Source organism: Niallia sp. FSL R7-0271 (assembly GCF_038005785.1).
Classification (GTDB): domain Bacteria; phylum Bacillota; class Bacilli; order Bacillales; family Cytobacillaceae; genus Niallia.
Window position 1 is genome coordinate 2,037,891 of record NZ_JBBOTZ010000001.1, and the last position, 18,929, is coordinate 2,056,819.

Annotated in this window: 19 protein-coding genes; 2 read left to right on the forward strand and 17 right to left on the reverse strand. The window is 37.8% G+C overall.

Features of this window, described 5'->3' with window-relative positions:
- Positions 1-73 precede the first annotated feature (73 nt).
- Entirely contained in the window at positions 74-2,233 is a 2,160-nt protein-coding gene (locus MKX82_RS10445; RefSeq protein ID WP_341076976.1) for a glycoside hydrolase family 3 N-terminal domain-containing protein, read from the reverse strand.
- Positions 2,234-2,345: 112 nt separating this feature from the next.
- The gene (locus tag MKX82_RS10450; protein WP_341076978.1) at positions 2,346-3,092 is read right to left on the reverse strand and encodes a sugar phosphate isomerase/epimerase family protein; all 747 of its coding nucleotides are present in this window, start codon (positions 3,090-3,092) and stop codon (positions 2,346-2,348) included.
- Positions 3,093-3,304: 212 nt separating this feature from the next.
- Here MKX82_RS10450 and MKX82_RS10455 point away from each other — a divergent pair, with 212 nt between their 5' ends.
- Entirely contained in the window at positions 3,305-3,502 is a 198-nt protein-coding gene (locus MKX82_RS10455) for an aspartyl-phosphate phosphatase Spo0E family protein (RefSeq protein ID WP_237941467.1), read from the forward strand.
- A gap of 38 nt (positions 3,503-3,540) precedes the next feature.
- Here the strand turns inward: MKX82_RS10455 and spoIIP are convergent, their stop codons facing one another.
- From spoIIP to MKX82_RS10485, 6 genes are all read right to left on the reverse strand, one after another.
- Positions 3,541-4,680, reverse strand: coding sequence for a stage II sporulation protein P (gene spoIIP / locus MKX82_RS10460; protein ID WP_341076981.1), 1,140 nt, complete (start codon positions 4,678-4,680; stop codon positions 3,541-3,543).
- 174 nt (positions 4,681-4,854) lie between these two features.
- Positions 4,855-5,274: a 3-hydroxyacyl-ACP dehydratase FabZ gene (fabZ, locus tag MKX82_RS10465; protein WP_233313770.1), complete on the reverse strand. Its 420-nt coding sequence runs from the start codon at positions 5,272-5,274 to the stop codon at positions 4,855-4,857.
- Positions 5,271-5,876: a lysophospholipid acyltransferase family protein gene (locus MKX82_RS10470; RefSeq protein WP_233313769.1), complete on the reverse strand. Its 606-nt coding sequence runs from the start codon at positions 5,874-5,876 to the stop codon at positions 5,271-5,273. The genes fabZ and MKX82_RS10470 overlap by 4 nt, the downstream gene beginning before the upstream one ends.
- A 170-nt stretch (positions 5,877-6,046) precedes the next feature.
- The gene (locus MKX82_RS10475) at positions 6,047-7,087 is read right to left on the reverse strand and encodes a sugar ABC transporter substrate-binding protein (protein ID WP_341076985.1); all 1,041 of its coding nucleotides are present in this window, start codon (positions 7,085-7,087) and stop codon (positions 6,047-6,049) included.
- Positions 7,080-8,813 carry a methyl-accepting chemotaxis protein gene (locus MKX82_RS10480; RefSeq protein ID WP_237941469.1) on the reverse strand — a complete coding sequence of 578 codons (1,734 nt, stop codon included), beginning with the start codon at positions 8,811-8,813 and terminating at the stop codon, positions 7,080-7,082. The genes MKX82_RS10475 and MKX82_RS10480 overlap by 8 nt, the downstream gene beginning before the upstream one ends.
- Before the next feature lie 202 nt (positions 8,814-9,015).
- Entirely contained in the window at positions 9,016-9,792 is a 777-nt protein-coding gene (locus MKX82_RS10485; RefSeq protein ID WP_237941470.1) for an alpha/beta hydrolase family protein, read from the reverse strand.
- 188 nt (positions 9,793-9,980) lie between these two features.
- Between MKX82_RS10485 and MKX82_RS10490 the strand changes: the two genes are divergently transcribed.
- Positions 9,981-10,778 carry a histidinol-phosphatase HisJ family protein gene (locus MKX82_RS10490; RefSeq protein WP_341076990.1) on the forward strand — a complete coding sequence of 266 codons (798 nt, stop codon included), beginning with the start codon at positions 9,981-9,983 and terminating at the stop codon, positions 10,776-10,778.
- 144 nt (positions 10,779-10,922) lie between these two features.
- Here the strand turns inward: MKX82_RS10490 and manA are convergent, their stop codons facing one another.
- The 9 genes from manA to MKX82_RS10535 all read right to left on the reverse strand — a co-directional run bounded on the left by manA (position 10,923) and on the right by MKX82_RS10535 (position 18,924).
- Positions 10,923-11,870 carry a mannose-6-phosphate isomerase, class I gene (gene manA / locus MKX82_RS10495; RefSeq protein ID WP_341076992.1) on the reverse strand — a complete coding sequence of 316 codons (948 nt, stop codon included), beginning with the start codon at positions 11,868-11,870 and terminating at the stop codon, positions 10,923-10,925.
- A 103-nt stretch (positions 11,871-11,973) separates the two neighbouring features.
- Positions 11,974-12,309 (reverse strand): hypothetical protein, encoded by a 336-nt coding sequence (locus tag MKX82_RS10500; protein ID WP_233313763.1) that lies wholly within the window; start codon positions 12,307-12,309, stop codon positions 11,974-11,976.
- Positions 12,310-12,337: 28 nt separating this feature from the next.
- On the reverse strand, positions 12,338-14,302 hold the full coding sequence (locus tag MKX82_RS10505; protein WP_341076994.1) for a DUF6449 domain-containing protein: 1,965 nt from the start codon (positions 14,300-14,302) through the stop codon (positions 12,338-12,340).
- Positions 14,274-15,179 carry an ABC transporter ATP-binding protein gene (locus MKX82_RS10510; RefSeq protein WP_233314749.1) on the reverse strand — a complete coding sequence of 302 codons (906 nt, stop codon included), beginning with the start codon at positions 15,177-15,179 and terminating at the stop codon, positions 14,274-14,276. The genes MKX82_RS10505 and MKX82_RS10510 overlap by 29 nt, the downstream gene beginning before the upstream one ends.
- A gap of 19 nt (positions 15,180-15,198) precedes the next feature.
- Entirely contained in the window at positions 15,199-15,561 is a 363-nt protein-coding gene (locus tag MKX82_RS10515) for a GntR family transcriptional regulator (RefSeq protein WP_341076995.1), read from the reverse strand.
- A 399-nt stretch (positions 15,562-15,960) separates the two neighbouring features.
- A complete protein-coding gene (locus MKX82_RS10520) occupies positions 15,961-16,296 on the reverse strand; it encodes a bh protein (protein WP_233313760.1) in 336 nt (111 codons plus the stop codon).
- Positions 16,297-16,423: 127 nt separating this feature from the next.
- The gene (locus MKX82_RS10525; protein WP_341079497.1) at positions 16,424-17,329 is read right to left on the reverse strand and encodes a sugar-binding transcriptional regulator; all 906 of its coding nucleotides are present in this window, start codon (positions 17,327-17,329) and stop codon (positions 16,424-16,426) included.
- A gap of 178 nt (positions 17,330-17,507) precedes the next feature.
- Positions 17,508-18,248: an SDR family NAD(P)-dependent oxidoreductase gene (locus tag MKX82_RS10530; RefSeq protein ID WP_341076997.1), complete on the reverse strand. Its 741-nt coding sequence runs from the start codon at positions 18,246-18,248 to the stop codon at positions 17,508-17,510.
- Between the two features lie 22 nt (positions 18,249-18,270).
- Positions 18,271-18,924 carry an SDR family NAD(P)-dependent oxidoreductase gene (locus MKX82_RS10535; protein ID WP_341077000.1) on the reverse strand — a complete coding sequence of 218 codons (654 nt, stop codon included), beginning with the start codon at positions 18,922-18,924 and terminating at the stop codon, positions 18,271-18,273.
- Positions 18,925-18,929: the final 5 nt, after the last annotated feature.

The following is an 18,929-nucleotide window of genomic DNA, read 5'->3' on the forward strand; positions in this document are numbered from 1 at the left end:
GGATTTCCTGGCTCCGCTTATAAACGTTTTATTTTCCAAATAATCCACTGCAAAAACTTAGATGCCCATTAAATTAACATTCTTTTGTTATCAACGCAAATCTCCCAGACAATACATCCTCACTGCTGCTGCCCACATACAATTCAAACAAGCCTGCATCACTAGTAAAACTCATATCAGAATGGTAGTAGCGCAGCTGTTCTTCTGTAATTTGAAATTGGATGTCCTTTGTTTCCTTTGAGTTTAAGGTTACTCTTTGGAAGTCTTTTAGTTCTTTGACGGGACGGACTACTTCGCCTGACAAATCACGAATATATAGCTGAACAATTTCTTCTCCAGAGTAATCTCCGGTATTTGTAATGGTTAGTGTGACTTGAACGGGTTTATCTGCGCTCATCTTATCGGAGGACAATCGCAGATTAGTGTATGTGAAGTTTGTATAGCTTAAGCCAAAGCCAAATGGGAGCAGCGGCTTATTTGGAATATCTAAATATTTGGATACATAATGATCACGGCTTACTCCGTCATAGGGACGGCCTGTATTATAAGCATTATAGTAAACTGGAATTTGCCCTGCTGAATAGGGAAAAGACATAGCCAGTTTTCCTGAAGGGTTCACTTTTCCATATAGAATATTAGCTATTGCAGCTGCTCCTTCTGTACCAGGATACCATGCTTCGAGCACAGCATCAGCTTCATCTAGGACACCGTGTAAATCAAGGGGACGACCGTTGAACAGGATGACAGCTATTGGTTTATTTAATGTTTTCATCTGTTTAATTAGCTGCAGCTGCGCCTCCGGTAAAGTGATATCACCACGGCTGCAGGCTTCACCGCTCATTGAAGTATTTTCGCCGACTGCAAGAATTAGTATATCCGCGGCCGTCGCTGCTTCTATTGCCTCAGCAACTTGTTCTTCTGTTATAGTTTCAACATTACAACCTTGTGCGACGGACAGATTTTCTGTCCTTGTTTTTAGTGCTTCATGGAGGTTTACTGTCTTTTCGATTTCTCCTTTCCAAGACCATGCTCCTAAGATGTCCGATGATTGTGCGAAGGGACCAATGAGGGCGATTTTCTGCTGTTTGTCCAAGGGCAACACGTTCTCATTTTTTAAAAGAACACATGATTTCTCTGCCAGTTTACGGGCAACTTCTCGATTGCTCTTAGAAAGGATCACTTCTTGTTCCTTTGCAGCATCTGCAGCTCTGTAAGGATTTTGGAATAACCCGAGCTTATCTTTCAGCTTTAGAATGCGCATCACTGCCTCGTCTAATAATGCCTCTTCCACTTTCCCTGTTTCTATCAGACTTTGCAGGCTGCTGATATAGCAAGGGGTCATCATTTCAATATCAACACCAGCAGTGATTGCCATACGGGCTGCTTCTGCTTCGTCATCAGCGACTCCATGGGGAATTAACTCTTTGACTGCGCCCCAATCTGATATCAAAACACCATTAAAACCCCATTCCTCGCGAAGAATTTCTCGCATGAGCCACTTGTTGCCGCTAGCTGGAATCCCATCAACGGTGTTAAAGGATGTCATGACCATTTCACAGCCTTCATCTAGTGCTGCTTTATAGGCAGGCAGATAGGATTCTCGCATTTGGCGTTCAGACATGTTGACAGTGTTATAGTCACGGCCTCCTTCTGAGGCACCATAGGCAGCAAAATGCTTCACACATGCAGCCACTTTGCTGTAATCTTCCGCCAGATTACTGCCTTGAAAGCCTCTCACAAATGCTTTGGCAAAAGCACTGTTTAAAAAAGAGTCTTCCCCTGTCGATTCAAGCACTCGGCCCCATCTCGGATCACGGACGAGGTCAACCATTGGTGCAAAGGTGACATGTACACCAGCAACTGCTGCTTCACTAGCCGCGACCTCTGCACTTTTTTCTGCCAGCTCCATATCCCAAGAACAGCCAATCGCTAAAGGAATCGGAAAGATTGTTTTATAGCCATGAACGATGTCTGACATGAATAGGAGTGGAATTCCATGACGATTGTTTTTTAAATGCTCCTCTTGTATTTTCCGCACCGTTTCTGCTCCAGAAACACCTAAAACAGAACCGCTGTTTTTAACAACAAAGCCGCTGATGTTCATCTCTTCAAATGGACCAGTTATTTCACCTGCCAAGCCGTAATAAAAATTTCCGGCGAGCTGGATTAATTGTGCGACCTTTTCTTCTAATGTCATGTTATGAATTATTGACTTCAGATTGAGCTCAACCATCTTTCTGCCTCCCCTTATCCCTTTATCGAAACGTTTCACTAACGATTACAATTTGAATTATAAGCGTTTTCATTTCTGAGGTCAACTTAAAAACCAAGGGGAGGACTTAATACTATAAACTTGCTACTATTGTTTGTAAATTTTGCAAACCGATTTCGACACTCGCTAATGGTGGCTGAGTAAATGCTTCTTGTTCAACGATCAGCCACTCTGTACCATTCTCGTAAGCTTTTTCAACAATACCCTTTATATTTAAACTGCCATTGCCGACTTCTGTACTTTCCCGTTTACTAGCATCCAAGTCCTTCACATGGATTAGCGGAGTTCTATCCTTCCATTTGTCCAAATAGTCAATAGCATTTATTCCTGCGTATTCTAGCCAGTATGTGTCAAGCTCTGCATTTAAATAGCCGGCTGGCACTGCCTTAAACAGCCTATCAAGAATAAACTCATCATCATTGCGGGCAAATTCATGGTTATGATTATGATATAAAAGGGATAATCCTGCAGCTGCAATCTTAGCACCTGTTTTCTGCATCTTTTCTGCAAAATCATTCCACTCCTCGATCGTAGGAAAGTTTGCCCAAGGACACACAATATATTTATTTCCAAGCTCTTGCTCAAATTCTATTACCTTGTCTGTGTTTTGCAAAATATCCTCCATGCTGATATGAGAACCGGCAATTTTCAACCCTAGCTCCTTTAATTTTGCTTTTATTTCTTGTGCACTTTTCCCGTAATAACCTGCAAATTCCACACCGTCATAGCCCATGCTTGCTACCTTTTCCAACGTCCCGAAAAAGTCTTGCTCAGCCTCCTCTTTTACACTCCATAGCTGCAATGCGATTGGCATTTTCATAGAATCTCTCCTTTTCATGGTTTGTATAAAATACTCAAGTACTTCTTTATATATTCGAACGTACTTTTCCTCCTCTTCTGTCTAAATAATCGATTATTTTTAAAGTGAGTTGCAAAAGTTTAAAAAACATTCATTATTTGTTCATAATTTGACAGTATGATAGGTTATAAGGCTCATTTTTGTAAGGAATAATGAATAAGGGAGAATACATCTTGCTGAAGGAAAGGGATTGCAAAGAGGAAAAGCTTAATAAGTTGCTTATTAAAATCAATCATCTTCGCTGTGAGTTGTTGCTAATTGCGTCACAGGAAGGTTTAGAGAGTCTTGCTGTTTTGAATATCAGCCAAGAACTTGATGTGTATATCGTCAAATACCAGCAAGTCCTCAGCAGCATAAAAATAAACAAGTAACAGCCTCCTTTCCAAAATGAAAAGGAGGCTAAGGTAGTTTACTGTTCTGTTGCACCGTTTTCTTCCCAATATATTTCGGAGAAGACGTCGGCAAAAGCTTCGATTGTCCTATTCAGTTCTTCTTGGTTATTGTCGACACCGCCTACTTCAAGAAGGATAGCTTTATCTGAGTAGTTTTGATTGTATATACCATTGCCTGAATCCTGACTTTTTCCAAATACGCCTCTGCTGATACCAGGATACTTAGCAGCAAGTTCTTCATGCATTTTTTTGGCAAAAGCCTGGTTTTTTTCATAGCCTTCATAACCTTCACCGACAACAAAAACTATCTTTGCATATGACTTGCCATTAATAGTAGCAGTTGTTTTATCTTTCCGCAATGAATCTCTGTGTATATCAATTAAATACGTAAGATCTTTGTTTTCTGCCATGGCTGTTTCTACAATTTCACTTGAAGCATTATAAGAAGCAGTATACTTCCACTTCCGGTCTAACAGTCTTTGATTCATATTTGTTTTATCATGCTGAACCCCTATCCCTTCGTTTTGCAGAAGGCTAGTTAATTTAGTACCTAGACTGACTACACTAACCCGTTCATCCGCACTGATTGCATCATCTGGGTCTTTAGCATTCTTCAACAGCGGCAAATAAGATTCTAAATTATGTGTTTGATAGATAAGAACCCGTTTTTCTGAGGAAGTTTGATTTGTATTGTTGTCTTCTGATTTTGGGGTATCTTCGGTAATTTTTTCTTCGTCTGCTTCCTTCGGATTTTTTAGTATTTCATCAGAAGGTGTTGATTCATACGGCAATTGGGCGATGGTTGTCCCTTCTTCAGCAACAATGATTTTTGTATGATAAAAGCTTAGCTGGGGCAGCTCTCGTCCTAATAGTGTTCTTGTATCATCAAGGCTGATATTTGTGGCAACCTGAAAGAATAGGTTTGATAAGGAAATAGCGCTTCCTTCCTTTGGAAAATAGTGATTTTCAAAGTTAAAGAGCTGGGAGTATAAATTGGTGGCATCGACCTTGTCGAGGGCCTCTCTTATATAATCAGAGGAGAATTTTTGTGAAACTAGTGAAGTCGTTGCACCAGAAATTAAGATAAAAACAAGGATGACTCCTAAAACAGTAGTGTAAATGTATTGGAAATAGTATTTTAATTTTGATATATGCATAGGTCGTCTCCTTTCTCTCTAAATTTATATTCAATTGTAAGAGATTTAGAAGAACGAATTTATTTAACTTTTAGTTGCTTTGGTTTATTTTTTATTTATAAATTGAGTGCGTAAAATTTATTATAAATTTGTTAAAAAAGCGTATGTAGTAGCTCCCTTACATACGCGAAAATCTTATTTAAAGGAAAACAGCAGCTCTGTTTCACAGATTAATTCACCGCGAACGGTTGCGATTCCTTTTGCTTTGGCAATCGTTTTTTTGACCTTTGTGACGAAAACCTCCATACAAAGCTCGTCACCTGGAAAGACTGGTCTTCTTATTTTACAGTCATTTATTTTTGCTAATAACGCCCATTTGCCTTCATGTTTTTTTTCACTGTGAATGGCTACTGCTGTTACTTGAGCAATTGCTTCAATGATTAACACTCCCGGCAAAATAGGGCTTTTTGGGTTTTGACCTGTGGCAAATGTGTCTTCTTTACTGATTTGCTTAACACCTACAGCCATTTTGCCAGCCTTCAATTCCAAGATTTCATCTACGAGGGGCAGCGGATAGCGGTTTAAAATATCTTTTACAATGGCTAAATCAATCATTGCTTTTTCCCTCTTGCATCCAGCTGCAGCTGCAGACTTGCCATAACATCAGTCATTTCTTGCGTCAGCTCCGCAACATCTTTTCTCGAGCCGTCTTCCTTTTGCAGTAAAATCGGATCGCCGAACATTACTCTAATTTTATTTCCTTTTAGCAATCCCTTAAGATCTGTCGGACCGCTGTAAGCTGCTGGCACAATCGGCACTTTAGCAAGATTGGCGATTGTTGCTGCTCCTCTTTTCAGCGGAACATCCTCGGACGTTCTTGTCCCGCTTGGAAAGATGCCGACGATTTTCTTCTCTTTCAACAGTTTAACAGGCGTCTTAATACTGCTAGGCCCAGGATTTTCCCGGTCTACTGGAAAGGCGTTAATGCTGTTAAGAAACTTGGCAGCATTAGGCTTTGTGAACAGCTCTTTTTTTGCCATGAAGTGAATCTGTTTCGGCAATAGTGATGTTCCAAGTGCCACAACATCGATCCAGCCAATATGAGAGCAGGCAACAACATAACCTGTATCCTTTGGCAGTTTATCCTTGTTTATCGCCTCACTGCGCCCAAATATTTTTAAAACAATATTGGCAAAATTACTTGTGAATGTATACATGTTAAATCTCCTTTATGTAAAAATACAACGAATTATTTATGATTAGTATAACATCTGCTCTTAGTACTAGATACTATATTTTTCTATACCTTTAATTATATACTATCCAACTGAAAAAGAGTAGTCTCATCTACACACAAAAGGAGCTCATTCCTAAGCTCCTTAAGTGATTATTCTAAGTCATCCTTGTTAATAAAATTATCCTTGATTACTGTATCCTCTATATTGCCTTTAGTGACTGCTACTGGATCGAGGAGGATTGCTGGAACGTCGATTTTGCCGTTGTTCACTGTTGCTGTTGTTTCGATTTCCTCCTGATTCCCCGCCTTCATCGCGATATTTGCAGCATTTTCTGCAATTGCTTGAATCGGTTTATAGACTGTCATTGTTTGTGTTCCTGCAAGGATGCGTTTAATTCCGTCAACCTCTGCATCTTGGCCGGATACTGGAATCTTTAAGCCGCTTGCCTTTAAGGCATTAATAACACCGCCGGCAGTGCCGTCATTTGCTGCGATAACTGCCTGAATGTCATTTTTATTAGCTTTTAAAGCTTGCTTCATGTTGCTCTCGGCTGTTTCTGGTTTCCATTCAGCTGTATATTGATTATATACAAGCTTAATTTGTCCTTTATCTATATACGGTTTCAGCACGTCCATAGCTCCTTCTCTGAAGAGGATGGCGTTATTGTCTGTCTCCGCGCCGCCGATATAAGCAAAATTCCCTTTATTTTGTTTTTTCAAAATTTCTTGTGCCTGCAGCTGGCCGACTTTTTTATTATCATAAGAAATATAATAATCAACATCAGCATTTTTAATTAATCGGTCATAAGATATTACTTTAACATCTGCCTTATGAGCTATTTCCACTATCTCAGCAGATACTTCGGCATTATGAGGTACAACGACTAAAACATCAACACCTTCTGCAATCAACAATTCAGCCTGTTTAATCTGCACACTGTCAACCCCGTTGGCAGCAAGTGTTTTCACCTCACCGCCAAGCTCCTTAACAGTCGTTTCAAAAGCATCTTTATCTTTATACCAGCGTTCTTCTGCGAGAGTATCGAGAGAGAAGCCGACATAAACTTTACTATCATCTTGTGAAAGCTTTATTTTAGCTGTTTCCTTAACTGTATCTTGAGAGCAGGCGGACAGAAGGGAAATGCTTAGTACCATTGCTCCTGCTGCTAGTTGTTTATGCAGTTTACGCATGTCCCTTTTCCTCCTTCTCTAGTTCAAATTTTTGAATCATATTGTTCATATCATCTACCATTTGCGTAATTTCTTTAAAGTTTGCCGTAATGCTTGTCATCATATCATTTTGCTGCATCATCGAAGCAGAAACTTCTTCAAAGGACGCTGCTGATTCTTCCGACACAGCTGCAATCTGCTCAACAGATGTACTTATGCCTGTGCTCGTTTTGCTGAATTCTTTAATGATTTCAGAAATGTTCATCGTTTTATCTGTCAGATTAGCAATGCCTGCCAGGATTTCATTAAAGGAGCTTTCCGTTAATTTAATTTGTTCTGCTCCTTTGTTTACTTCCTCATACCCTTTTTCAAGCTGAGTCAGAGATTCAATACTGTTTTCCCGAATGGCTGTTACTAATCCTGTAATATCATTAATAGAATCAGAAGTTTGCACAGCCAACTTACGCACTTCCTCTGCCACTACAGAAAAACCTTTGCCAGCTTCCCCTGCTCTTGCTGCTTCAATCGAGGCATTTAAGGACAGCAAGTTTGTTTGCTCTGCAATTGATTTAATAAATGTGACAAGTTCAGTAATATTAGCTGTATTGCTTTCAAGCTCTTTCATTTTCTTAACGCTGCTTGTTACAACTGTATTAATCGTATGCATCTGTTCTAAGGACAAATGCATCAGTCTGCTTCCCTCTTTGCTTGACGTTGTAACAGCCGCGGATGTTTTTACTAATTCATTTGCATTTTCATCTGCTTCGGCAATTTGATGATTGAAATCTTGCATATTTGCGGCAATCGTTGAGGCTGCATCTGCCTGGACATTGACCCCTTCTACTAGCTCCATTACTGTCGTTGTCATCATATCAATTGTTTCGCTTACCTCAACAGCTGCTTCTGATACTTCCATACTTCTTGAATCAAGATTTGTCGACATCCCAGAAATACCATGTATTGTCTCTTTTAAACTTGAGCCCATTTTATTAATAGATTTGGATAATTGACCAATTTCATCACTGGAATCTTCCGCAAGTGGTGCAATAGCGAGCTTTCCATTTGCGATGGAATCGCTTACCTCAATGACATGTTTTAACTGACTTTGTACTCTTCTTGAGATGATGATTAAAATAGCACTGGAAACTACAATTGTCACAACAGTCAATACGCCGACAAGCAAGCTAGTTCTGCTTACAAGGGCTTTTAATGCAGTTATTGACTGATTATTTTCTGCAGCGACAAGCTTGTTCAACTGCTCCCCTTCATCTGTTACCTTTACTTTTAACTCTGTGATTTCTTTTTCCAATTCTTTATATGCTGTTGTATTAAAGTCCTTCACGTTCGGAACAACAGAGTTGAAAAATATTTCATCAATTTTTTGGTTATTTTCAATCAGCTGTAAATATATTTTTTTCGCTTCTTCGCCTTCTATACTACTCTCGACTTTAAGTGCAGTCGCTGTAAACTTTTTACTTAATTCTAAGTATTCATCAAGTTTTTGATCGTTTGCATCAAGAAAATAAAGCGGTATTTGCGTATTTTTCTCTTGAAATAACGCCACTAACTCCATTGTGTTAATACTTAGCTCGTTTTTGCTGCTTACTTCATCGTTGTTTTTGGACATCTTATTTAAGGATACAAAGGTTATTGATATAGAAGTGATAAATAATACAAGTGTCAACAAAAACACAATTCCATATTTATAGCCTATTCTAAGATTTTTGAATTTAAATTTTTCTGTCAAAAAGAGTCCCTCCTATCTCTACCGGTAATATCGACAGCCGCAAACAAATGTTGAATAGGTTATGAAAAAAATTTTTCCTCCCAAAAAACATGATAAAAAAACAGCAATAAAAAAAGGATTCTGTCTGCAGAATCCTTCGCACTACTAAGTTTTCGTTATCCTAATCTCTCAGTTTAGTATGTTTTTAGAGTAAACAAACAAATCACAACATTTGTTTATTAAGCCATTGAACTGTCTTCTCTATCAGTTGTTCATAATGACTGGCACAAGAAAAAGTATGCTCTCCGTTTTCTATGATAAAAGCTTCTGCTGTGCCATTTGCACGTTGTTCGTAATTCCGTTTATATTCTTGGAGGTAATCATGGGGAATATCTGAATCACCATTGCCATGCAAAAGCAGGACATCACCATTAAAGCTGGTGCATTCTTGCAAAGGCTGATACTTTTTCATCGACTGAAAGAAATAGCCTGAAAGTGGATAGCCGTAAAAATCGATTGTCTCGGTTTCTGTTAAAGCGGAAACCTCATCCGCTCCGACTATTTTCGCTAAATCTTCATACGGGTTTCCAACGGCTGCCCACTGGATTAGCTTGCTTACTCTGTCATCTCTGTTCGCTTGAAGCAGTGTTACAGCGCCTCCTAAACTGTGACCAAGAAGAATAATTTCGTCTGTTTCCTCTTGTCGGCATGCATAGTCTATCACTGTTTTCGTTTGAGCAATCAGGTCACTCAAACCAAATTTGCCGTACTCGCCTGTGCTTTCACCGCAGCCTGCATAATCAAATCGATACACAGTATAACCGTTATTTACAAGCTCTGCTGCTGATTTCACAAAGAGACGATCCACTCCAATTCGGCTGCCAATTAAGCCATGGCAAATCAGGATAACATGATTATTTTTATTAGCTCTGTTTCTTGGATAGTCGATGGAAAGGGCAAGTTCTTCTTGCTTCCACATTAGCCTTTGATGAATTGTCATTCGTTTACCTCCCATAATCCCCTTAAATAAACTTTTCTTACAGGTTTACTTGGTTTTAATATACGTTTTTTTCTTATCTTTATATTATAGAGGGAAAACTGTTTTTTTGTCAAAAAGAATTAAATAAACTGACATGTAATTTATACTATGAAATAATAGATAGAGAGTCTTTTCATTTAGGAGGAATTATGCAATATTATACCGATTATCATCATCACTCCAATCATTCCTTTGATTCCAAAGCCGATATGGAGGAAATTTGCCAAAACGCAATCCATAATGGCGTTCATGAAATCTGTTTTACAGAACATTTTTCTGTCAACCCGAACGCGCCTACCTTTGGGCACATGGAGTGGGAAAAGTATTTAAACGATATTAATAAATGCAAGGAACTGTTTAAAGGAAAACTCACGATAAAGCTCGGGATTGAATTATGTGAACCTCATCAAATGATGGACAGCTATCATCGTGTGCTGTCACCAATACCTTTTGATTTCATATTAGGATCTGTCCATAATTTAGGTGGCACAACCCTTAGAAAGTTTATGAATGCACATCCTGAAAAGGATATATACGAAGACTATTTCCTTGAACTAAAGGAAATGGTTAAAAATGCGGATATTGATGTTATCGCCCATTTTGACTTAATGAAACGCTATGCTTTTTCTACAAGAGGTTTATATGACTTTACTAAGCATAAAGACTTAATCGCTGACATTTTGACAATCGCCATCAACAGGGAAATCGGTCTTGAAATTAATACATCCGGCTTAAGAACAAGCCTTGAGCTCTCTATGCCACATGATGACATCTTAAAGCTGTATAAAGAATTAGGCGGACAGCTTCTGACAATCGGTTCTGATTCCCATCATGCCGCAACAGCAGGCGCGGGTTTTAAAGAAGGAATCGAGCTTGTAAAGGCATGTGGATTTACCCACTTCTACACATATTCTTTGCGTAAGCCGACCGCTGTTAAAATTGGCTGATTGAAAGCTTTCCTTACGAGGTGATTTATGCACCTCGTTTTTGTATATATAATCAGATTATTGGTAATGACTCCATCTTAAATAGCCACTTTTTCTGGTGATTTTCAACAAAAAAAGAGGTGCCCTATGCACCTCTTTTCGACATTATAGATAAGAAACTATCAATTCACTGCTTCCTTCCAGTTCAAAGCTGCCAAAATCGCTAGGCAGTAGGAAGTGATCGCCTTTTTTAAACGGATAAACAGCAGAATCTTTTTTAATGCTGCCTTCCCCTTCAATGACACTGCATAGAAGAAATGGTTTTGTCTGATTGTTTATGCTCGAACCTTGTAGTTCCCATTTCTCAACAGAAAAGTAAGGGCACTCAATAAAGGTGGTTGCTGTTAAGTCACCATTTGTTTTTACCTTCACATCATACTCGTCCGCTTTATGAGGAACTGTTGTAACAGCAACTGACTGTTCAACATGCAGCTCTCTAGTATTGCCGTTTGCATCCTTCCTGTCATAATCATAAACACGGTAGGTTGTATCGGAATTTTGCTGTGTTTCCAGTATAATTATGCCTTCGCCAATTGCGTGAATAGTTCCACTTGGCACGAAGAAGAAATCACCTTTTTTAACTGGCACTTTATTCAGCAGCTCAGTCCATTTATTTTCAGTAATCATGCTGGCTAATTCTTCTTTTGTTTGAGCATGGTGGCCAAAAATAATTTCAGCACCTTCCTTGCAGTCTACAATATACCAGCATTCTGTTTTTCCTAGCTCTCCATTTTCATGAACTTTTGCATATTCATCATTCGGGTGCACTTGGACAGATAAATCTTGATTGGCATCCAAAATTTTTGTCAGTAAAGGAAAACGGTCTCCTTCGGCATTTCCAAATAGCTCACGGTTGTTTTCCCATAATTCACCTAGAGTCTTACCAGCAAACTGGCCGTTTTTAACAACGCTCTGTCCATTTGGATGAGCAGAAAAAGCCCAGCATTCACCTGTAGTTTCTGTCGGTATATCGTAGCCGAAGCTGCGAAGCTCCGTTCCTCCCCAAATACGGTCCATAAAGATCGGATTAAAAAATAGCGGTTCAAAATTCATATAGTTTTAGTGCTCCTTTAAATGTTTGTTTTCCAAATTTATTCTACCATATAATGGGGCAATTTCTATCTATTTTCAAAATAAGAAAACAAAAATGGCAGGATTAACATCCTACCATGCTTCCGAGCTTTTTTTCTGCTTTGCTTTCTTTTTTAGTTGAGCTTAACGAGCTAGCTTCACTCTCCTTCATACGGCGCAGGAGCTTCTCCTTTTGCTCAACTGTTGAATTTTTACAATTGATTGCCGTGCGAACTGCGAGCTTCTGCACATATTTCTCCCATTCTGCTTGAGCCATACTTGTTTTATCAAGACTGGAAGTTACCGCCTTCTGCACGACAAGCTCCGCTAATTGCTGCTGCTTAATAATACAGAAGACAGAGCGGAAAAGCTTCTGGGCAAGGACTGCAATATATGCTTCGTTTATGTAATTGTCAGTCATTTGCACCTCCGCCTTTCCTATCATTCACTTATTTTTCCAGACTATTTTTAATACTTTCTGGTAAGTTTTCTTCCGTAATGTAATTTACTTCTAATCCATATTGATCTCTTGTCTTTACATATACGGCATATTTTTCTTTCCCATAAGAATAGGTTGAAATAATCTCTTTTTGTAAGCTTTCTGTATTTACTTCTACTTTATTTGAAAGCTTATCTAGTTCTTCTTCAATATTTTCAGGAACATAATCATAATCACGGTTAATATCAATCCCTAAATCACGAGCTTTAAACACAACAACTTTTTCAACAAATTCCGGTTTGATGGTCAGTTCATTATGATATCCATGCTTTTTTAACCATGCAATCGTTTGTTTATCTTTTAAGGTTATAAAACTATCATAATAATTGTAATTATTTTCATCATTCTCTTTTAGGATAGAAATACTTGCAGAAGAAATATATCTGGTTTTCATATCTTCATATGACTCTTTCTGCTTGTCAGCAGTTAACGCAGACAAAAAGCCTTTAAGTTCTTCGGGATTAGTTATGGTAATAGCTCCGCCTTCATAAGAAAATTCGAGCGTTACCTCTGTAATATTCGTTTGTGACTCAAAATCATACACTTGCTGCTTATATTCCTTTGATTCATAAATCGGCTTAAGCCATTTACTATAATCATCTTGATTAATTGTGTATGTTCTTGTCACTTTCTTATTATTGTTGAGCTTATATTCTATTGTCAGCGGTATTACACTTTCCCCATATATTTCTACTGTGTTTTGTGTTTTAATCAATTCACGTTGCATCTCTATAACTTTTTCCATGTTTTCTGAAGAAGACAGTTTCTTCATTGCCTCATCTGTATACGTCATACTGTCATTTATAGCTACGCTTTTAATGTCATTCTCTTCTGGAATGTATTGTTCATATTTGTTAATTAAGAATGGTGAAACTCCTGCCACAATTACTACTGCAATAAAGAAATAAGCATATCCTTTTAGGCGGTTGAATACTCGCCATGATTTTTGGATAAACATTTCACCAATCAAATAGCCAATTAATGAGCCGATTAAAAGACCAAACAGATGAAAACCGATGCCGTTATTCATCACTTGAAAATACAAACCAGCCAAAAGCATAAAGCAAATCGTGACTGTGTACTTAAACAATCCTCTCAAGTTACGGAATGTCAAGGTCTGATATACAGTTTCAGCATTGCGTCTTTTGTAAAGAAGCATTGCAGCCACATAAAAAATGACTGATACGACGATATAAGCTATACAAACCTTTAAGTCTGAATAATTGCTGTAGATGATGGCTGGTGCCAGTATCGGTGACAAATATATTAATTTGTCAGAGATATATTTTTCGAGAGGAAAACCATACACATAGGTGCTGAAGTTATAAAAAAGCATAAAGATAACTCCTGCTGGAAATAGCAGAAAAAGAGCTGTAAACAATCCTTGAGTAATGGATAAACCTGTAAGCATGCCGACAAAGATACAAGCAAAATATATTACCGATGTATAAACAGTAAAAATGCCAATCCAGCTCCAAATACTTTTAATAGAAATAAATATTCCTAGATCAAAAATTGAATAAGCTGCCATTAGAATTAAACCATTTAAAACTACTGGTAAAACTAACACAACAAAGCCGTTCCAAGTGAAAAAATGAAACAGGAACTTTCTGCTGACAGGCAAGCTGTGCATCAAGTCGCTAAATGCTTTATTTTGAATATACCGAAATAGGAATATGCCTATCAGTATAGGAGTCAGCAGCAAAACACCCATTTGTATTACGGAATTAATATCAAGAATCTGTTGAAATACTATGTTATTTCCCCATTCTCTATATTCCTTTTTGTCTAAGAGAACTAGATGCATTGGTATCGCAAAAAACAAGACTAAAAAAGAAAGAATACCAATCCAGCCGACATTGCGGAAGATTAATAGATATAATTGCTTATAATATAAAGGTTTCTTTGATGGCATAATCTAATTCCTCCATTTGATAAATAAAAATCTCTTCTAATGTAAGAGGCAAGATATCCAGCAATAAGGGTGATAATAGCTCAATCTGTTTGACAATTGCTTCTCTATCTCCTTTAACGATAAGCATGCTGACACTTCCACGCTGTTCAAAATGAACAATGTCTAAAGAATCTTTCAATAATTCTTTTGCACCTTGTTCGGAAAAAGCGACTTGGATTTTGTGGAAATCAAGCTTTATATCATCAATATCATTTTCAATCAAACATTTTCCTTTATGAATAATGCTGATATGGTCACATAAATCTTCCACTTCTGAGAGATTATGAGAAGAAATGATAACCGTCATTTCATTTTCTGCGACTTGGTTTACGATTAGTTTCTTTACTTTCGAACGTATAACAGGATCCAAGCCGTCAAAAGGCTCATCTAATATTAAAATTTCCGGCTGTGTGGAGAAAGCAAGCCAAAAAGCGATCTGTCTTTGTACACCTTTGGAAAAATGATGGATTTTTTTATTTTTGTCTATAGCTAGCTGATCTCCCATTTTATTGAATAATTCATCATTCCAATTGGAGAACTGTTCCTTGTAAAAAGAAGCCATTTGTTTTGTTGTATAATGCGGTAAAAAAGAAGGATAGTCTGCAATAAAGAACATCTTCTGTTTCAGGGAAGTATTTTCAAATACCATCTCTCCATCTACTGTTACCGTTCCTTCTTCCTGCTTATAAATTCCCGCTATCATTTTTAAGATTGTTGTTTTTCCTGCCCCGTTGGAGCCAAGCAGTCCATAAATGCTACCTTTTCGTATATTCAAACTCATATGGTCGAGAATGATATCCTTATCAATGCGCTTTACGACTTGTTTTAATTCAATCATCGGCATTATTCCCTCCCCCTTAATTAATCAATTTCCTGATATGCATAAGCAAATCCTCAGGCTGAATGCCTAAGTACAATGCTTCTTTCACCGCTTTTTCCAACCTCTCTAGCGCCTCTTTTATTTTGCTGTCATCTTGAACGAACTCAGAAGCCTTCACAAAGCTGCCCTTTCCTTTAACGGAATAGATGTAGCCTCTTACTTCGAGCTCACGATAAGCCTTTTGGATGGTATTCGGATTAATCGTCAGCTGTGTCGCCATCGTTCGAACAGATGGAAGCTGTTCATCAGCCTTCAGCACTCCTGTCACAATCAGCTCGATCAACTTTTCCACCAGTTGTTCATAGATAGGTGTCCTGCTTCTTATATCCAGTTCAAACATATTCAGCCCCCCATCTGTACTAAGTGTACTATTATGCGTAATACAGTTATTATATTATATAAAAAGCTCTAAAAAAAGAACTAAAATGAATTTTTTTCCTTTATTTCCATTTTTATTTCTTGTCAGTTTGCCATTTCACAGAGCAAATATACCTCTTATTAGCAAGAATACCATGTAATATATTGCTGAGATTTTCCATACAGGAATGGTGCGTTTCACTTTTGACATACATCTTTGTTCATTTTTTGTTTTAACTGCAGATTATTTAAATTAAATTAATATTTTTATTGCTTGTCCCTAGTTTCTGTAAAGATCAATATTCCAATTTAGAAAAGCAGTATTTTTTTCTTCCTAAAAAAACAGGATAGATAACTATCCTGCTGCGGTATTTTAAGCTATTTAGTTGCCGTCTTTAAATTTCTTTAATGCCGTTCTTGTTTCATCCATATATCTTTTAAGTCGATATGGTTTGCTTAGCGCACGTTTTGGAAATTCTCCAAGAAATTTATTTAAATCATCTCTGTATTCTTGGGTTAGTCTAGTAGGTTTTGTAACAATTCGTTTATATATTTCTTTATATAGCTCTCTTTTCGGATTCAAATGCATATCAAGTTTACGGTGGCAATTTGTACACTCTGTACTAGAGATTTTATGGTTTAAATATTGAACACTGTGCAGAGTTTCATCTTGACAATGTGAACAATATAGGAAGACATCTAATTTTGTGATTTCCATCGTAATCTCTCCTTATCCTTAATGAGGAAAATTGATTCCGTATTATGATGCATCGTAAATACCACTAATTAACATTATTATATTCGATTTTTTCTGGATTAGGTACAAGATATACAGAAAAATTTACTCACGTTATGTTTTTTATAATAGCATTTGCAGTTAATTCATCGGTAATCAATACATCAATAAACTTGCCCTGTAATGCCCCTAATATACTTGCAACTTTATGTTCCCCTTCCACAACTGCAATTACTTTTTTGATTCCTTTAAACTCTTCCAACGTAATGCCGATTACTTTTGTATTTAACGAATCATTGATAGGCTTCCCGTTTTGATCGAAAAAGCGGAAGCCGATATCGCCGATTGCACCTACGTCTCGAAGTTGGGCAAGGTCATTTTCTTGTAAATATCCTAGTCTCAATAATGTTGAATCATCAAAAGGATTTCCGATTCCGATGAGAGCAACATCTACATTCCTGCCTATTTCTAAAACTGTTTGAATATCCTCCATCCCCATCAGCCGCTGTTTTAGTTCTTCTGTTTCGACAATGGCGGGTGCATACAAATAGGCACATGTACTTTGGAGTTTTTTCGCTAATTCGTTTGCCAGTTGGTTTGCATGGATTTGTACTTGTTTAACTCCCATCCCTCCTTCTAATGGAACAACGGTAATATCTTCTTTTCGCTCAAAAGGATACTCCTGTACGAGATTAGCTAACGTTTCTCCCCAAGAGATTCCAATACTTTTAACGTCTTTCATATTGTTAGAAATATAGCTGGCCCCCGCTTGACCAACTTCCCGTTTTGCTCTTTCTGCCGATAGCCCATTATTAGGAACAACCACAGCATCTGCTAGGTCAAAATATTGCTCCAGCTTTCTTTCTAATTCTACAGTGTGCACACTTTCATCCTTTATATATATCTTAACGATTCCTTCATCCTTTGCCCTTTGCAATAACTTTGAAATAACTGGTCTTGAAACACCTAGTTTTTGGGCAATTTGTGCTTGTGTCCAGCCGTCATTATAGTACATGCTGGAAACCTTCACTAATTGTCGTTTTTCTTGCCATTCCACGCTTCATCATCTCCTCTTTCTACAGCCAATCCGTAATTACAAATGTTATGTATAAGAACATATTACAGCATATTTTTAGGAAAATCATTACGTCTTATCATAAAAAACCGAGAATTATGATTCTCGGGGAAACTGTTTATAAGACACTTTTATATGTTCTTCCGCCATCTAACAGCAAGATTTGGCCATGCACATATTTGCCTTCCTCACTGCTTAAATATTTTACCGCCTGACAAACATCAATTGGTGTACCAAGCCGTCCAATTGGAATGGCTTTTTTCAGCTCAGCCTTTGATTGTTCTGTAGGATATAAAATATCAAGCATATCTGATTCAATTACCCTTGGTGCGACAACATTTATATTTATATGGTTATTTCCCAATTCTTGAACAAGGGATCTCATTAACCCAAATGCCCCGCCCTTTGAGGCCGTATATTGGATTCCACCTCCAGTGCCAGTAATAGCAGATCCTGACCCAATAATAACGATGCTTCCGCCGCGTTCTATTAACGGATAAATGAATTTAATGCTGTAAAAAAGACCATGCAGGTTTACAGCCATTGTTTTTTGCCAAACACCCCAATCCATTTCAAAAAAGCTGATTGATTTTGTGATTCCTGCTGAGTAAATAAGTGTGTGAATGGTGCCAAACCTCTTTTTTATTTGTTCTGCAAGGAGTTCGATACTTTCCCAAGAACTAGCGTCTGCTTCCAATGGAATAAGAGTACCTTGGCCGCTTTCAACAACTAACTGATCTAAGGATTGTTTATTAATATCTGCAACAGCAACCTGATGTTTATCTGCTGCATAATGTAACGCAATTTCCTTGCCGATGCCACTTGCTCCGCCAATAATCACAATGTTTTTTTTCTTCATATACAGCACCTCAAATCATGTACTATTCATCATCTAAATAAGCTGAACATGCTAGTAACGTCTTATTTGCTACTGCTTCGATCATGTGTCTTCTACTCTTTAAAGGGAGTGACTGATTATGTAGCTTAACAGGAACACAAACTTCCTTCACCTTTATGCCCTTTTCTTTAAACTCTCTTGCCAAGCCCTTTGTAAATGAGTTTAATGCACTTTTGGATGCCGCATAATGAGGACCAATATCTCCTGTAAATGCCGCTTGTGAAGTTATATTAATAATGGTTCCGCTGCCATGCTCTATCATGGCTGGGAGAATTTCCTGACAGCATAGAAAAGGTGTATCCAGATTTCTTTGAAAAGCAGCTAACCATGTCTGTGGTGTCAGCTGATCAATTGTAAAGCTATCCTTCTTTTCTGCCAGATTGATGAGAATATCTATTTTTTTATCTTCTGCGATGATTTTATTGACTACCGTTCGAACCTCTTCACGTGAGTCCAATTTACTTATAATAGTGGTTGTATTCACATAATGCTGATTGGAACCTGCTGTATTTTCGCTAAATTGATGACTCCAAACCTTAGCGCCATTCTTTACAAGCTTTTCGCAAATAACGGTACCAAGACTATCATCCGCTCCTGTTACTAGTACTATTTTTTCATTTAACCTTAAATCAACCATTGCTC

What these genes read in the sequence shown, in the direction of transcription:
- MKX82_RS10445 (WP_341076976.1), bottom strand. Translation starts at nt 2,233, where the DNA reads ATGGTTGAGCTCAATCTGAAGTCAATAATTCATAACATGACATTAGAA.
- MKX82_RS10450 (WP_341076978.1), bottom strand. Translation starts at nt 3,092, where the DNA reads ATGAAAATGCCAATCGCATTGCAGCTATGGAGTGTAAAAGAGGAGGCT.
- spoIIP (WP_341076981.1), bottom strand. Translation starts at nt 4,680, where the DNA reads ATGCATATATCAAAATTAAAATACTATTTCCAATACATTTACACTACT.
- fabZ (WP_233313770.1), bottom strand. Translation starts at nt 5,274, where the DNA reads ATGATTGATTTAGCCATTGTAAAAGATATTTTAAACCGCTATCCGCTG.
- MKX82_RS10470 (WP_233313769.1), bottom strand. Translation starts at nt 5,876, where the DNA reads ATGTATACATTCACAAGTAATTTTGCCAATATTGTTTTAAAAATATTT.
- MKX82_RS10475 (WP_341076985.1), bottom strand. Translation starts at nt 7,087, where the DNA reads ATGCGTAAACTGCATAAACAACTAGCAGCAGGAGCAATGGTACTAAGC.
- MKX82_RS10485 (WP_237941470.1), bottom strand. Translation starts at nt 9,792, where the DNA reads ATGACAATTCATCAAAGGCTAATGTGGAAGCAAGAAGAACTTGCCCTT.
- MKX82_RS10490 (WP_341076990.1), top strand. Translation starts at nt 9,981, where the DNA reads ATGCAATATTATACCGATTATCATCATCACTCCAATCATTCCTTTGAT.
- manA (WP_341076992.1), bottom strand. Translation starts at nt 11,870, where the DNA reads ATGAATTTTGAACCGCTATTTTTTAATCCGATCTTTATGGACCGTATT.
- MKX82_RS10500 (WP_233313763.1), bottom strand. Translation starts at nt 12,309, where the DNA reads ATGACTGACAATTACATAAACGAAGCATATATTGCAGTCCTTGCCCAG.
- MKX82_RS10505 (WP_341076994.1), bottom strand. Translation starts at nt 14,302, where the DNA reads ATGCCATCAAAGAAACCTTTATATTATAAGCAATTATATCTATTAATC.
- MKX82_RS10510 (WP_233314749.1), bottom strand. Translation starts at nt 15,179, where the DNA reads ATGATTGAATTAAAACAAGTCGTAAAGCGCATTGATAAGGATATCATT.
- MKX82_RS10515 (WP_341076995.1), bottom strand. Translation starts at nt 15,561, where the DNA reads ATGTTTGAACTGGATATAAGAAGCAGGACACCTATCTATGAACAACTG.
- MKX82_RS10520 (WP_233313760.1), bottom strand. Translation starts at nt 16,296, where the DNA reads ATGGAAATCACAAAATTAGATGTCTTCCTATATTGTTCACATTGTCAA.
- MKX82_RS10525 (WP_341079497.1), bottom strand. Translation starts at nt 17,329, where the DNA reads ATGTACTATAATGACGGCTGGACACAAGCACAAATTGCCCAAAAACTA.
- MKX82_RS10530 (WP_341076997.1), bottom strand. Translation starts at nt 18,248, where the DNA reads ATGAAGAAAAAAAACATTGTGATTATTGGCGGAGCAAGTGGCATCGGC.
- MKX82_RS10535 (WP_341077000.1), bottom strand. Translation starts at nt 18,924, where the DNA reads ATGGTTGATTTAAGGTTAAATGAAAAAATAGTACTAGTAACAGGAGCG.